The 12650-nt window shown below is 63.3% G+C and carries 11 protein-coding genes; 7 read left to right on the top strand and 4 right to left on the bottom strand.

What is annotated here, in order from left to right; translation table 11 throughout:
- The first annotated feature begins 38 nt into the window (after positions 1-38).
- Entirely contained in the window at positions 39-1496 is a 1458-nt protein-coding gene (locus CO655_RS09345) for an NAD-dependent succinate-semialdehyde dehydrogenase (protein WP_097608757.1), read from the top strand.
- A 94-nt stretch (positions 1497-1590) separates the two neighbouring features.
- On the opposite strand, the gene CO655_RS09340 is transcribed toward CO655_RS09345, so the two are convergent.
- The 4 genes from CO655_RS09340 to CO655_RS09325 form a co-directional block, all read right to left on the bottom strand.
- Positions 1591-2865 carry an FAD-binding oxidoreductase gene (locus tag CO655_RS09340; RefSeq protein ID WP_097608745.1) on the bottom strand — a complete coding sequence of 425 codons (1275 nt, stop codon included), beginning with the start codon at positions 2863-2865 and terminating at the stop codon, positions 1591-1593.
- A gap of 13 nt (positions 2866-2878) precedes the next feature.
- Positions 2879-3547 (bottom strand): haloacid dehalogenase type II, encoded by a 669-nt coding sequence (locus CO655_RS09335; RefSeq protein WP_010032957.1) that lies wholly within the window; start codon positions 3545-3547, stop codon positions 2879-2881.
- A gap of 195 nt (positions 3548-3742) precedes the next feature.
- The gene (locus CO655_RS09330) at positions 3743-4411 is read right to left on the bottom strand and encodes an aldolase (protein ID WP_097608744.1); all 669 of its coding nucleotides are present in this window, start codon (positions 4409-4411) and stop codon (positions 3743-3745) included.
- A gap of 16 nt (positions 4412-4427) precedes the next feature.
- Positions 4428-5426 carry a LacI family DNA-binding transcriptional regulator gene (locus CO655_RS09325; protein WP_097664537.1) on the bottom strand — a complete coding sequence of 333 codons (999 nt, stop codon included), beginning with the start codon at positions 5424-5426 and terminating at the stop codon, positions 4428-4430.
- Between the two features lie 242 nt (positions 5427-5668).
- On the opposite strand from CO655_RS09325, the gene CO655_RS09320 reads away from it, so the two are divergent.
- The 6 genes from CO655_RS09320 (at position 5669) to CO655_RS09295 (ending at position 12443) form a co-directional block, all read left to right on the top strand.
- Positions 5669-6985, top strand: a complete 1317-nt coding sequence (locus tag CO655_RS09320; RefSeq protein ID WP_097581029.1) for an MFS transporter — start codon at positions 5669-5671, stop codon at positions 6983-6985.
- 68 nt (positions 6986-7053) lie between these two features.
- Positions 7054-7998, top strand: coding sequence for an L-threonate dehydrogenase (ltnD, locus tag CO655_RS09315; protein WP_097664440.1), 945 nt, complete (start codon positions 7054-7056; stop codon positions 7996-7998).
- An 11-nt stretch (positions 7999-8009) separates the two neighbouring features.
- Positions 8010-8786, top strand: coding sequence for a 2-oxo-tetronate isomerase (gene otnI / locus CO655_RS09310; RefSeq protein ID WP_097608742.1), 777 nt, complete (start codon positions 8010-8012; stop codon positions 8784-8786).
- A gap of 4 nt (positions 8787-8790) precedes the next feature.
- Positions 8791-10071 (top strand): 3-oxo-tetronate kinase, encoded by a 1281-nt coding sequence (gene otnK / locus CO655_RS09305; RefSeq protein WP_097608741.1) that lies wholly within the window; start codon positions 8791-8793, stop codon positions 10069-10071.
- Positions 10072-10218: 147 nt separating this feature from the next.
- The gene (locus CO655_RS09300; RefSeq protein ID WP_010035350.1) at positions 10219-11055 is read left to right on the top strand and encodes a GNAT family N-acetyltransferase; all 837 of its coding nucleotides are present in this window, start codon (positions 10219-10221) and stop codon (positions 11053-11055) included.
- 11 nt (positions 11056-11066) lie between these two features.
- Positions 11067-12443 carry an aspartate aminotransferase family protein gene (locus tag CO655_RS09295; protein WP_097608740.1) on the top strand — a complete coding sequence of 459 codons (1377 nt, stop codon included), beginning with the start codon at positions 11067-11069 and terminating at the stop codon, positions 12441-12443.
- The last annotated feature ends 207 nt before the right edge of the window (positions 12444-12650 follow it).

The raw sequence follows: 12650 nt of genomic DNA, 5'->3' as shown, positions 1-12650 counted from the left end.
GACAGTAATTTGGAAAAGCTTTGATGAAAGGGGAGAAAATGAACGGATTGAGAGACGGCAGCCTGCTTCGCCAGCAAGGTCTCATCGACGGCGAATGGTGCGGGGCCGCAGCCGGCCGCACGATCGAGGTGACCGACCCGGCGACGCAACAGGTGCTGGGCACGGTGCCCGATATGGACGGAGCCGATACGCGGGCCGCAATCGCGGCGGCGGAAAAAGCTTTTGGCCCATGGCGGGCAAAGACCCATGCCGAGCGCGCCGCTTTGCTGGAAGCCTGGCATGATCTGATGCTCGACAATATCGAGGACCTGGCGCTGATCCTCACCAGCGAACAGGGCAAGCCGCTTGCGGAAGCGCGCGGCGAAATCCGTTACGGCGCCTCGTTCGTCAAATGGTTTTCCGAGGAGGCGCGGCGCATCGGCGGCACAACCATTCCCTCACCGACAGCAGATCGGCGGATCGTCGTCCTGAAGGAGCCCGTCGGCGTTTCGGCGATCATCACGCCGTGGAATTTTCCCAATGCGATGATCACCCGCAAGGTGGGGCCGGCGCTCGCGGCAGGCTGCACGGTCGTGATCAAGCCATCGGATTTGACCCCGTTTTCGGCGTTGGCGCTCGGCGTCCTGGCGGAGCGCGCCGGCATCCCCAAAGGCGTGATCAATATCGTCACCGGCATGCCGGCCGGGATCGGCGACGAACTGATGACGAACCAGACCGTGCGCAAGATTTCGTTCACCGGCTCGACCCGCGTCGGCTCGCTGCTGATGCGCGGCGCGGCCGACAGCGTCAAGCGGCTCAGCCTCGAACTCGGCGGCAATGCGCCTTTCATCGTTTTCGACGATGCCGATCTCGATCTTGCCGTGGAAGGCGCAATCGCCTCGAAATTCCGCAATGGCGGCCAGACCTGCGTCTGCGCCAACCGCCTTCTCGTCCAGTCCGGCGTTTACGAGGCCTTCGCCGCCAAACTTGGTGCGCGGGTCGCGGCCATGAAGGTCGGGGCCGGAACGGATGCCGGCACAGATATCGGGCCGATGATCAACAAGGCGGCGATCGAAAAGATCAAGCGTCATGTGGACGATGCGGTGGAAAAGGGCGCCAGGATCCTCGCCACGGCGGGTTCGATGCCGGCCGGCGATCAATATGCGGCGCCGATGGTGCTTGGCGGCGCGACGACCGACATGCAGCTTGCCAGCGAAGAGACATTCGGGCCGGTTGCGCCTCTTTTCCGCTTCGACACAGAGGAAGAGGCGATCCGTATCGCCAATGCCACCCCCTTCGGCCTCGCCGCCTATTTCTACACCGAGAGCCTGAAACGTTCCTGGCGTGTCGGCGAAGCGCTCGAATTCGGCATGATCGGCCTCAACACCGGCGCCATTTCCACCGAGGTCGCCCCGTTCGGCGGCGTCAAGCAATCCGGCCTCGGTCGCGAGGGCGCGCAATGCGGCATCGAGGAATATCTGGAAATGAAGAGCTTCCACATCGGCGGGCTTTCCTGACCCGCGCAAAAACAAAGGGCGCCGGAAATTCATCCCGGCGCCCCTGCACCATCTATGTTCTGGAAAGATCGAACCGCTCTCGCGTGCGCGCCGCTTACTTGAAGCGATCGAGTGTCTTGTAATAAAGCCCGACCATCGGCAGGAACCACGGCTTGCCGAAATGGCCGGGAACGGCGGGCCATTCGAGCCCTTTTACCGGATTGCGGTCCGCCTTGCCCATGATGGCGTCGGCGATGATCATGCCGAGGTGGGTAGAAAGCTGGGCGCCGTGGCCGGAATAGCCCATGGCGTACCAAACGCCGTCGACATAGCCGGCACGCGGATAACGGTCCTTGGTCATATCGACGAGACCGCCCCAGCAATAATCGACTTCGACGCCGGCAAGCTGCGGGAAGATCTCGGCGAGACTGGCACGCAGAATATCGCCGCTCTTTGCGTCCGATCGTTGATCCGACGCGGCGGAAAAGCGGGCGCGACCGCCGAAGATCAGCCGCTTGTCCGGCGACAGCCGAAAATAGTTGCCGATGTTCATCGACGTGACGCAGGTCCGGTTTGCCGGCATCGTCGCGGCGATTTCGGCATCGCTCAGCGGACGGGTGGCGATCAGGAAGCTGCCGACGGAAATGATCCGGCGGCGGAAATAGGTAAAGAGCGACGGCGTGTAGGCGCCGGTCGCAACCAGCACGTGGTCGGCGGTGACGGTGCCCCGCGCGGTCTCAAGGCTGTGGCGGCCGTTACCCTGCCTGTGGCCGGTCACCGCAGCCTGTTCGTAGATCGTCGCGCCGCGGCGGGCGGCCGCGGTCGCAAGGCCGGCGACATAGCGGCCCATATGCATCATCGCGCTCTTCTTCGAGAGCATGGCGCCATGAAAAGGCGACCCGACCTCGCTCTTCAGCTCGTTTGCCCCCAGAAGCGCCGTGTCCGGATCGACTTCTCTGTGCACAGCTTCGAAATTGCGGGCAATCGCCTCGAAGTGCTGCGGCTTGGAGGCAAGCTTCAGCTTTCCGGCACGACGGAAATCGCAGTCGATCCCCTCTTCGGTGATGATCGTCTCGATCGTATCGATGGAATCGTCGAACGCGCGGTAGAGCGCAACGGCCCGCTCCGGGCCTAGCGCGGCCTTGGCGGACAGGAAGCTATGCGCAAGTCCGTTGTTGAGATGGCCGCCATTGCGTCCCGATGCTCCCCAGCCGACGCGTTCGGCCTCCAGCACGACGACCTTGACGCCGGCTTTCGCAAGCTGGCGCGCCGCAGCAAGCCCGGTGAAGCCGGCACCGATGATGGCGACGTCGTAATGTCCTTCGACAGGACCTTGGGCCGCATCGGCAAAAGCGCGGGCCGTGTCGTGCCAGTAGGATTGGAACTGCATCCGCTTGTCTCCGTCAGAGGCCGACGACGCCAGGCAGGCCCGAGATGTGAGGGATTTCGACATAGCCGTAATAAGGATTGGCCGGCTCGTGGCCGCGATTGACCCAGACCTTATTCTTGATGCCGAGATCATGCGCCGACATCAGATCGTAGCGGAAGGAAGACGAGCAGTGCAGCACGTCCTGCGGTCCGCAGCCGAGCATGTCGAACATATATTCGAAGGCCTGGAAACGCGGCTTATAGGCATTTGCCTGCTGAGCGGTATAGACCGCGTGGAAGGGCGCGCCGAGCTTTTCGACATTCGACATGATCTGAGCGTCCATGGCGTTGGACAGGATGACCAGCGGAATTTCCCGCGCAACCCTGGCAAGGCCCTCGGGTACGTCGCGATGCGGACCCCAGGTCGGAACACGCGCATAAATCATTTCCGCGGCTTCGTCGCGAAAGGTCACGCCGTTGCGCTTGCATGTCCGCTCGAGCGAATTGTGCACGACTTCCGCATAGGGCTTCCAGGCGCCCATAATCTCGTCGAGACGATAAGCGGCGAAATTCTTGATGAACTCCGCCATGCGCGGCTCGTCGAGCTGGTCGCCGTAAAGGTCGCGGGCTGCTTCCGCCATTTGAAAATTGGTCAGCGTGCCGTAGCAATCGAAGGTAATGTATTTCGGACGGAACGTGGTCATCTGCATATCCTCGTACGATCGGAACTAGGGGGAACGTGTTCACCATCATAGGCACCGCTTTGCCCATGGCTTGCCTGAATTGGCGGCATCGGAAGCAGAATCTATCGTATCGAAAGCGGGGTTTGGCAGAAGGTTGCGCGCTCCCGCAAACGGATCATGCCGTCACGCTCGATGGTCCACGAAACGAGGACCGGTTCAATCGTGATCGTGGTGATGATGCGAGGGAAGATCGAGGCCGAAGGTCTTGACGAGATCGGCCACCTGCTCCGGGCTGAGGAAGCGGGGATTGAGGTTGCGCAGCAGCAGATAGAGCTTCGCCGTTTCCTCCAGTTCCTCGGTGGCGAAGACCGCCGCCTCCAGGCTATCACCGGCGACGACGGGTCCATGATTGGCCAGAAGCACCGACGAATATTTGCCCGCCAGCCCGCGGATCGCATCGGCCACCGCCGGATCGCCGGGGCGATAATAGGGCACCAGCGCCGTCTCGCCGGCGCGCATGAGATAATATGGCGTCATCGGCGGCAAGGCGGCGCGCGGATCGATCTCCGGCAGCATGGTCAGCGCCACCGCATGGGTGGAATGAAGATGGACGATGGCGCGAGCGCTGCCGCGTGTGTCGTAGAGGGCGGTGTGCAGCGGGATTTCCTTGGTCGGCTTGTCGCCGGAGAGCAGCCGGCCTTCGGCATCGAGCCTTGAAATACGCGCCGGATCGAGAAAGCCGAGCGAGGCGTTGGTCGGCGTGACCAGCCAGCCGCCGTCCTCCAGCCGCAACGATATGTTGCCTGACGAGCCGGGCGTCAGCCCGCGCTCGAACAGCGAGCGGCCGTATCGGCAGATTTCTTCACGCTGGCGCGCGTCGGACATGACACTTCCTCCAATATCAGGCAGTTGCCCCCTCGATCAGTTCAAAGCCGAGATCGACGGCCTGGGGCGGCGCGTTGGCGACGATCAGCTGCGCGGCTATCTCACCCGTCGCCACGCGCGGCGTCCGGATCGTCGACAGCGGCTGCGGTATCGCCCGGCCGATATCGAGGCCGTTATAGCCGAAAATGGCGAGCTGCGACGGGATCGAAACCCCCTGAGCCAGACAATGAAAATAACCGCCCAACGCCATGTCGTCATTGGAAAAATAGACGGCATCGAGATCGGTCGCCCGTGCAAGCAGTCGCTCCAGCCCCAACCTGCCGTTCTCCACCGAGGATGGGCCGGCAAGAATTTCGTGGGCGACCAGGGGCGTGCCGTTGGCGTCGAGCGTTTCGCAAAAGCTGGAAAAGCGCTTGCCGGCGCGGGTGTCACGGTTCAGGTCGTGACCGACATAACCGATCCGTCGGTAGCCACGCCTGAGCAGGAAGGCAGCGCTCTCCCGCCCGGCCGCGCGGTTCGAGAAGCCGACCGCGATGTCGAGCGCATCCCCGTCCAGATCGAGCAGTTCCACAACCCGGCAGCCGCTGGCGCGCAGCATCTTCGCCGTGCCTTCGGTATGTTCGTATCCTGCCAGCATCACCGCCGCCGGCCGCCAGGCGAGCATCGCGGCGGCGAGCGCTTCCTCCTTGCCCGGATCATAGTCGGTCACCGAAAAAACCGCCTGATATCGGTTTTCCTCCAGAACGGCGCTGGCGCCGCGCAGCACATCGGGAAAGACGATGTTGGACAGCGAAGGAATGACGAAAGCGACGAGGCGCGAACCGGTGGAGGCCAGCGTTCCGGCGATCCGGTTCGGCACATAGCCCAGCCGCTCGACGGCGGCCATCACCCGCTCCCGGGTCTTGCCTGAAAACGAGCCGTGATTGCGCAGCACGCGCGACACCGTGCTCTCACCGACACCGGCCGCTTCCGCGACCTCTGCAAGGGTGACCGTCGCCTGGTGTTTGAATTCCATCGTCAATTTTGAACCCGACATGAGGCAGCTTCCGGCGCGAAGCGGTCTGACAACACCGTCGCTAGGCAGGCTTCATTTTTCACTACTTCAGGCAAGAAGCAAGATTTTTTTGGCAGCGCTGCCAATTTGCGGTTGGCAGCGCTGCCAAAATAAGTTAACAAGAATGGCAGCGCTGCCAAAAAGGCTCAGCGTGCCGCGGGAGGACCTGTCGGAGACCGCGGCAACGATCGGAGGAGAGAATCATGACGCTGCATACCGAGGCGCCAATCGCTGGCGCATATCCCGCAGAGGCGACGGAAGACCGCGCCTATGGCAAGGTGTTCTGGCGCATCGTGCCGTTTTTGATGTTGTGTTACGTCGTCGCTTATCTCGACCGCGTCAATGTCGGCTTCGCCAAACTGCAGATGTCGAGCGAGCTCGGCCTCTCGGAAGCTGCCTATGGCATCGGTGCCGGCATTTTCTTCATCGGCTATTTTCTGTTTGAAGTGCCGAGCAATATCATCATGAACAAGGTCGGCGCGCGGGTCTGGATCGCCCGCATCATGATCACCTGGGGCGTCATCTCCGCCGCCTTCATGTTCACCTCGTCGGAAACCGTCTTCTATGTCCTGCGTTTCCTGCTGGGCGTTGCCGAGGCAGGATTTTTCCCCGGCATCATTTTATATCTGACATCCTGGTATCCGGCGCATCGCCGCGCCAAGATCATCACCACCTTCATGTCCGCCATCCCGGTATCCGCCATTTTCGGCAATCCGCTTTCGGGCCTTCTGATGGACGGATTTCACGGAACGCACGGGCTTTCCGGCTGGCAATGGATGTTCCTGATCGAAGCCGTTCCGGCCATTCTTTTCGGCATCGCGACGTTCTTTTATCTTGATGATAGGATCGCTGACGCGACGTGGCTGGACGATGAGGAAAAGCGGGTGCTGACGGCCAATATCGAGGCGGAAAATCAAGCCAAAACAGCAAGCCCGCACAGCATCTCGGGCACGCTGACCGACCGTCGCGTCTGGCTGATGTGCCTGATTTATTTCTGTTTCGTGCTCGGGCAATATGGCCTGAATTTCTGGATGCCGACCATCGTGAAGGCCTCGGGAGTCAGCGGAAATCTCAACATCGGCCTCATCTCCGCCATTCCCTATATCTGCACATTCGTCGCCATGCTGGCGCTCGGGCGTTCGGCCGACAGGCTGCGCGAACGCCGGTGGCACCTCGTCGTTCCGGCTCTCATCGCCGCCGGCGGCTTCGTTGCCGCAACGATCGCGACGAGCACGACGGTGTCGATCATCTGCCTCTCGCTGGCCGCGGCGGGCGCCATCAGCTGCGCACCGCTGTTCTGGTCGCTTCCGACCGCTTTCCTCGCCGGCACGGGCGCTGCGGCCGGCATCGCCTGGATCAATTCGGTCGGCAATCTCGCCGGGTTCCTCGGACCGTTTCTAGTCGGCTATCTGAAGGACTTCACCGGCACCAACAGCGCCGGCATGTATCTGCTGGCGGCCGCACTGGTCATCGGTTCGCTGGCCGTGTTGACGGTGCCTGCGAAAACCGTCAATCGCTAAACCACAGCCCCTCCGGGACGGCTTCCGGAGGGGCACGGATCTTTCCTCGGAGACTGGAGAACCTCCTCATGACACCGCTTGCTGAAAACCCGCGCCTTGCCGTCGTCGTGGCCGTTATCGGTCTTGGTTCCATGGGGCTGGGAATGGCCCGGTCGATGAAGCGCGCAGGTCTCGACGTCGTTGGGTATGACATAACCCCGGCAGCGGTGGACCGCTTCGTCGCCGAAGGCGGACGTGGCGCGGCGACCCCAGCCGACGCCGCCAAGGACGCCGACATCGTCGTCTCCGTGGTGGTCAACGGCGCACAGACCGAGACGGTGCTGTTCGGACCGCAGGGCGCTGCGGATACGATGAAGCCCGGCGCCGTCTTCATTTCGTCGGCAACCATGGATCCAGCCATCGCGCGCGACCTGGCGGGGCGGACGGAGGCCCTCGGCCTGCACTATCTCGACGCGCCGATTTCAGGTGGCGCGGCCAAGGCCGCGCTTGGCGAGCTGACGATCATGGCTTCCGGCTCCAGGCAAGCCTTCGATACGGCCCGCCCGGCCCTCGACGCCATGGCCGGCAAGGTCTACGAGCTCGGCGACGCCGCCGGAACAGGCGCTGCGTTCAAGATGATCAACCAGCTTCTCGCCGGCGTGCACATTGCAGCCGCATGCGAGGCGATGAGCTTTGCCGCCAAGCAGGGCCTCGACCTCGACAAGGTTTATGAAGTCATCACCGCCTCGGCCGGCAATTCCTGGATGTTCGAAAATCGTGTCCCGCATGTGCTGGCCGGGGACTATACGCCGCTCAGCAGCATCGAGATCTTCGTCAAGGATCTCGGCATCGTCCAGGATATGGCCCGTTCAGAGCGTTATCCGGCACCGCTCGCGGCAGCCGCCCTGCAGATGTACCTGGCGGCCGCCGGCGCCGGCATGGGCCGTGACGACGATTCCTCGCTCGCCCGCCTCTACGCCCAGCTTTCCGGCGCGCAATTGCCCGGCCCGGCCAAAGAACCGCAGAGCCGATAAGGAACATCGATATGCCCGCTTTCGCCGCCAACTTGACGATGATGTTCAACGAATGGGACTTCCTCGACCGCTTCGACGCCGCGGCCGATGCGGGGTTTTCCGCCGTCGAATACCTCTTCCCCTACGAGGTCGCACCGGAGGCGATCGCCGAACGGCTCGCCCGCAACAATCTGCGGCAAGCTTTGTTCAACCTGCCGCCGGGCGACTGGGGTGCGGGCGAGCGCGGCATCGCGGCTCTTCCCGGACGGTTCGACGACCTCAAAGCGGATGTCGAGCGGGCATTGGACTATGCGGCGGCGACGGGCGTCAGGCGATTGCACCTGATGGCGGGTATCGCCAACCCTCATGACCAGGAGGCTGCCTCTTCCTACCGGCGCTCCGTCGCCTACACTGCCGGCCGGCTTGCGGAAAAAGGCATCGATCTCCTGCTGGAGCCGATCAATGGGCGCAACATGCCGGGATATTTCCTCAACGATTTCGCCGCCGCCGAGCGGCTGATCGCCGAAGGCGGCCTGCCCAACCTGAAGCTGCAATTCGACGTCTATCACCGTCAGATCCTCCATGGCGACGTGACGATGGCACTGCGGCGCCTGCTGCCGATCACCGGCCACATCCAGATCGCCAGCGTGCCGTCACGCAACGAGCCGGACGGGGAGGAGCTGAACTATCCCTATCTGTTCGGCGAAATCGACCGGCTGGGTTATGACGGTTTCATCGGCTGCGAATATATCCCGCGCGGCCGGACGCTGGACGGCCTCGGCTGGTTCAAACCTTTTGCACGGAGTTAGACGGATGGCTATATCGCTTGGATCGATCGCAGACGACTATACCGGCGCGTCGGATCTCGCCAACACGCTGACGAAGAACGGCCTGCGCACGGTGCAGACGGTCGGCATTCCCGATCCGTCACTCGCGCTGCCGGATGTCGATGCGGTGGTCGTCTCCCTGAAGATCCGCTCCGTTCCGGCTTCGGAGGCTGTGACCGCCGCGACCAAAGCTGAGCGCTGGCTGCGCCAGCAGGGCGCGGACCATGTGCTTTACAAGATCTGTTCGACCTTCGATTCCACCGATGCCGGCAATATCGGCCCCGTCACCGAGGCCTTGAGCGAGGCTGCGGGCGGCGGCGGCGTGCTGGTTACACCGGCCTTTCCGGAAACGGGGCGCACCGTCTATCTCGGCCACCTCTTCGTCGGCGGCCAACCATTGCACGAAAGCCCGCTCAAGGACCATCCGCTGAACCCGATGCACGACGCCAATCTCGTGCGCGTTCTCGCCCGGCAATCGCGCGGCGCCGTCGGACTGATCGATCTGGCAGCCATCGCGGCCGGACCGGCCGCCGTCAAGGTGAAGCTCGACGCGTTGTCCACGACGGGCGTGACCATGGCTATCGCCGACGCGATTTTCGAACGGGATCTGGAAACGCTGGGCGAAATCGCATTGGAAACACCGGTGTCCACCGGGGCGTCCGGGCTTGGCCTCGGCCTTGCCCGCGCGCTCGTGCGCTCCGGTCGCATATCCGGCCGCGCGACAGATGAAGACGTCATTCGCCCTGTGGGCGGGCTGTCAGCGATCATTTCCGGCAGCTGTTCGAAGGCGACGCTGCGCCAGCTCGACGTCGCCGAGCAATCGATGCCGGTGCTGCGGCTTGATCCCGAGCGGCTGCTGGCCGCCGGTCCGGATCAAATCGCCGCGGCGATTTCCTGGGCAGGAGAGCGTATTTCTGCCGGCCCGGTCGTGGTCGCCGCGAGCGCGGCGCCCGAAACCGTCTCCCGGCTGCAATCGCAATATGGGCGGGAGGCCTCCGGCCACGCGATCGAGACCGCCACATCGATCATCGCCGCCGAACTGGTGGAGAGAGGCGTGCGGCGCCTCGTGGTCGCAGGCGGCGAAACCTCGGGAGCCGCAGTCGACAGGCTCGCCATTCCAGCCTTTCTGATCGGCCCCGAAATTGCGCCCGGCGTGCCGGTGCTGCGCACGGTCGGCAATGCGCAGGGCGACATGCTGCTGGCGTTGAAATCAGGAAATTTCGGCGGCGAAGATTTCTTCACTGCGGCGCTGACGATGATGCGGTGACAAGGTTTGCGAAGGGCTCGGTCCTCCAGCATAAGATGCGGCAGCCGGTGATCGCAAAGCCATAAGATACTGCCTGAACCACGGCCTTCAGACGATCTGCCCGCCGGCGCTCCGGCAGACTGGCGGGCAGGATATGAAGGACGGTCTATGCAAACACGTCAAATCGAAATCGCCGCGTTCGGGCCCGACCATCTCGACGCCGCCGTCGCGCTCTCCCGACAGGCCGGCTGGCCGCATCGGACGGAAGACTGGCAGATGGCCCTCGCCTTGAGCGAGGGAATGGTCGCAATCGAAGACGACAGGGTCGTCGGCACTGTGCTCGTCACGCCATACAAGCAAGATTGCGCGACCATCAACATGGTCATCGTCGACGAAACGATGCGCGGCCGTGGCCTCGGCCGCAGCCTGATGGACGCCGCGCTGCAGATCGCAGGCGACCGGCCGCTGAGGCTGGTCGCGACGACGGCCGGCCTGCCGCTCTATCAAAAGCTTGGTTTCCACGAAACCGGAACCGTGCTGCAGCACCAGGGCCTTGCCGGAGACATCCCTGCGCCGGCCGGCACGGACGCCGCCACCGCCGACGACTTCCTTGAAATCATGGCGCTCGATCGTCTTGCCTTCGGCGCCGACCGCGAAGATCTGCTCTCCTATCTCGCCAAGGTCGGCGAATTTGCCGTCATTCGCCGCGACGGCGGCGTTTCAGGCTTTGCCTGCCTGCGTGCCTTCGGGCGCGGCGAGGTGATCGGACCCGTGGTTGCCGCGGACATCGAGGACGCCCGGAAACTCATCGAACATCACATCGCCAGACGATCAGGGCGCTTCCTCAGAGTGGATACCACTGATGAGGTCGGACTTTCTCCATGGCTCGCCGACCACGGCTTCGCCCATGTCGGCGGCGGTATCGCGATGAGAAAACCATCGGTCGGCCACGCCGCTGCCCCTGCTGCCACCACCTTCGCCCTTGCCAGCCAGGCGCTCGGCTGATCGGAGACCCCATGTACGCCAATTCGCTCATCGAACTCGACCGCGCCCATCTCATCCATCCGGTGGCCTCCTACCGCAGTCATGAAAAGCAGGGCGTGCGTGTGCTGGCCTCGGCCAAAGGCGCAACCGTCACCGACGCCTCCGGCAAACAGCTGATCGACGGTTTCGCCGGCCTCTGGTGCGTCAATGCCGGTTACGGCCATGAGAGCATCGTCGAGGCGGCGGCCCGGCAGATGCGGGAACTTCCCTATGCAACCGCCTATTTCGGCCTCGGCTCCGAGCCGGCGATCCGGCTTGCCTCGGAACTCGCCGACCGGGCGCCGGGCGATCTCAACCATGTATACTTCACGCTCGGCGGCTCCGACGCGGTGGACAGCACAATCCGGTTCATCCGTTACTACTGGAATGCCCGTGGACGGCCCGAACGCGATCAGTTCATCTCGGTCGAACAGGGTTATCACGGCTCCTCGACGGTGGGGGCGGGCTTGACCGCCTTGCCTGCCTTCCATGCCGGTTTTGGCATCCCCTTCGACTGGCAGCATAAGATTCCGTCTCATTACGCCTACCGCAACCCTGTCGGCGATGATCCGCAGGCGATCATCGAAGCCTCGCTGGCGGCGCTAGAAAGCAAGGTCGAGGCGATCGGGCCGGAGCGCGTCGCCGCCTTCTACGTCGAACCGATCCAGGGTTCGGGCGGCGTCCTTGTGCCGCCGAAAGGCTGGCTGAAGGCGATGCGCGAATTCTGCCGCGAGCACGACATCCTTTTCGTGGCCGATGAGGTAATCACCGGCTTTGGCCGCACCGGACCGCTGTTTGCCTGCAGCGAGGAAGGGGTCGTGCCGGATTTTATGACGACCGCCAAGGGCCTCACCTCCGGCTACGTCCCGATGGGCGCCGTCTTCATGGCCGATCACATCTATGAAACGATTGCCGAGGGTGCTGGTGCCGCCGCTATCGGTCACGGCTACACTTATTCGGCCCATCCCGTCAGCGCCGCCGTCGGTCTCGAAGTCCTGAAGCTTTACGAAAACGGCCTGCTCGACAATGGCGTCAGGGCCGGGGCGCGGCTGATGCAGGGCCTCCAATCGCTGAGAGATCACCCGCTCGTGGGTGATGTCCGCGGCCGCGGCATGCTCGCCGCCATCGAGCTCGTCGTCGACAAGGTCAACAAGACGCCGCTGCCGGCATCCGCCGAACCCGCCCGCCGGATCTTCGATCGCGCCTGGGAAAACGGGCTCGTCATCCGTGCCTTCGGCAACGGTGTCCTCGGTTATGCGCCGCCGCTATGCTGCACCGAAACGGAAATCGATGCGATCGTTGAGCGCACCCGCACCACGCTGGACCAGACGCTCGAGGACCCGGATGTGCGCCGGGCGCTGCAGGCCTGAGAATACCGCGAAACGGTCAGATTCGGTATTTTGTGCCGCTCCATGGCGTCTTTTCGGAGAATTCGGCGCGGTGCAGGTGACAAACTGAAATCGACGAAAGGCCCGGATCCCGACAAATTGCGGGCCTTCCATACAAGAGCGGGACGATGATCCCGCCGGGAACAGAATATTCTTCTTTGAGAAGCGCGCTCAATCGGAGCCGAACAC

Origin of the sequence: Rhizobium sp. M1, from assembly GCF_002531805.1 — a bacterium.
Lineage (GTDB): Bacteria > Pseudomonadota > Alphaproteobacteria > Rhizobiales > Rhizobiaceae > Rhizobium > Rhizobium etli_C.
Note: the sequence above shows the minus strand (reverse complement) of the source record. Positions and strands in the feature narration are given on the sequence as shown.

Bases quoted from the DNA above. Each gene is read 5' to 3' on its own strand.
- CO655_RS09340 (WP_097608745.1), bottom strand. From the start codon at position 2,865: ATGCAGTTCCAATCCTACTGGCACGACACGGCCCGCGCTTTTGCCGAT.
- CO655_RS09335 (WP_010032957.1), bottom strand. From the start codon at position 3,547: ATGACCACGTTCCGTCCGAAATACATTACCTTCGATTGCTACGGCACG.
- CO655_RS09345 (WP_097608757.1), top strand. From the start codon at position 39: ATGAACGGATTGAGAGACGGCAGCCTGCTTCGCCAGCAAGGTCTCATC.
- CO655_RS09330 (WP_097608744.1), bottom strand. From the start codon at position 4,411: ATGTCCGACGCGCGCCAGCGTGAAGAAATCTGCCGATACGGCCGCTCG.
- CO655_RS09300 (WP_010035350.1), top strand. From the start codon at position 10,219: ATGCAAACACGTCAAATCGAAATCGCCGCGTTCGGGCCCGACCATCTC.
- otnK (WP_097608741.1), top strand. From the start codon at position 8,791: ATGGCTATATCGCTTGGATCGATCGCAGACGACTATACCGGCGCGTCG.
- ltnD (WP_097664440.1), top strand. From the start codon at position 7,054: ATGACACCGCTTGCTGAAAACCCGCGCCTTGCCGTCGTCGTGGCCGTT.
- CO655_RS09325 (WP_097664537.1), bottom strand. From the start codon at position 5,426: ATGGAATTCAAACACCAGGCGACGGTCACCCTTGCAGAGGTCGCGGAA.
- otnI (WP_097608742.1), top strand. From the start codon at position 8,010: ATGCCCGCTTTCGCCGCCAACTTGACGATGATGTTCAACGAATGGGAC.
- CO655_RS09320 (WP_097581029.1), top strand. From the start codon at position 5,669: ATGACGCTGCATACCGAGGCGCCAATCGCTGGCGCATATCCCGCAGAG.
- CO655_RS09295 (WP_097608740.1), top strand. From the start codon at position 11,067: ATGTACGCCAATTCGCTCATCGAACTCGACCGCGCCCATCTCATCCAT.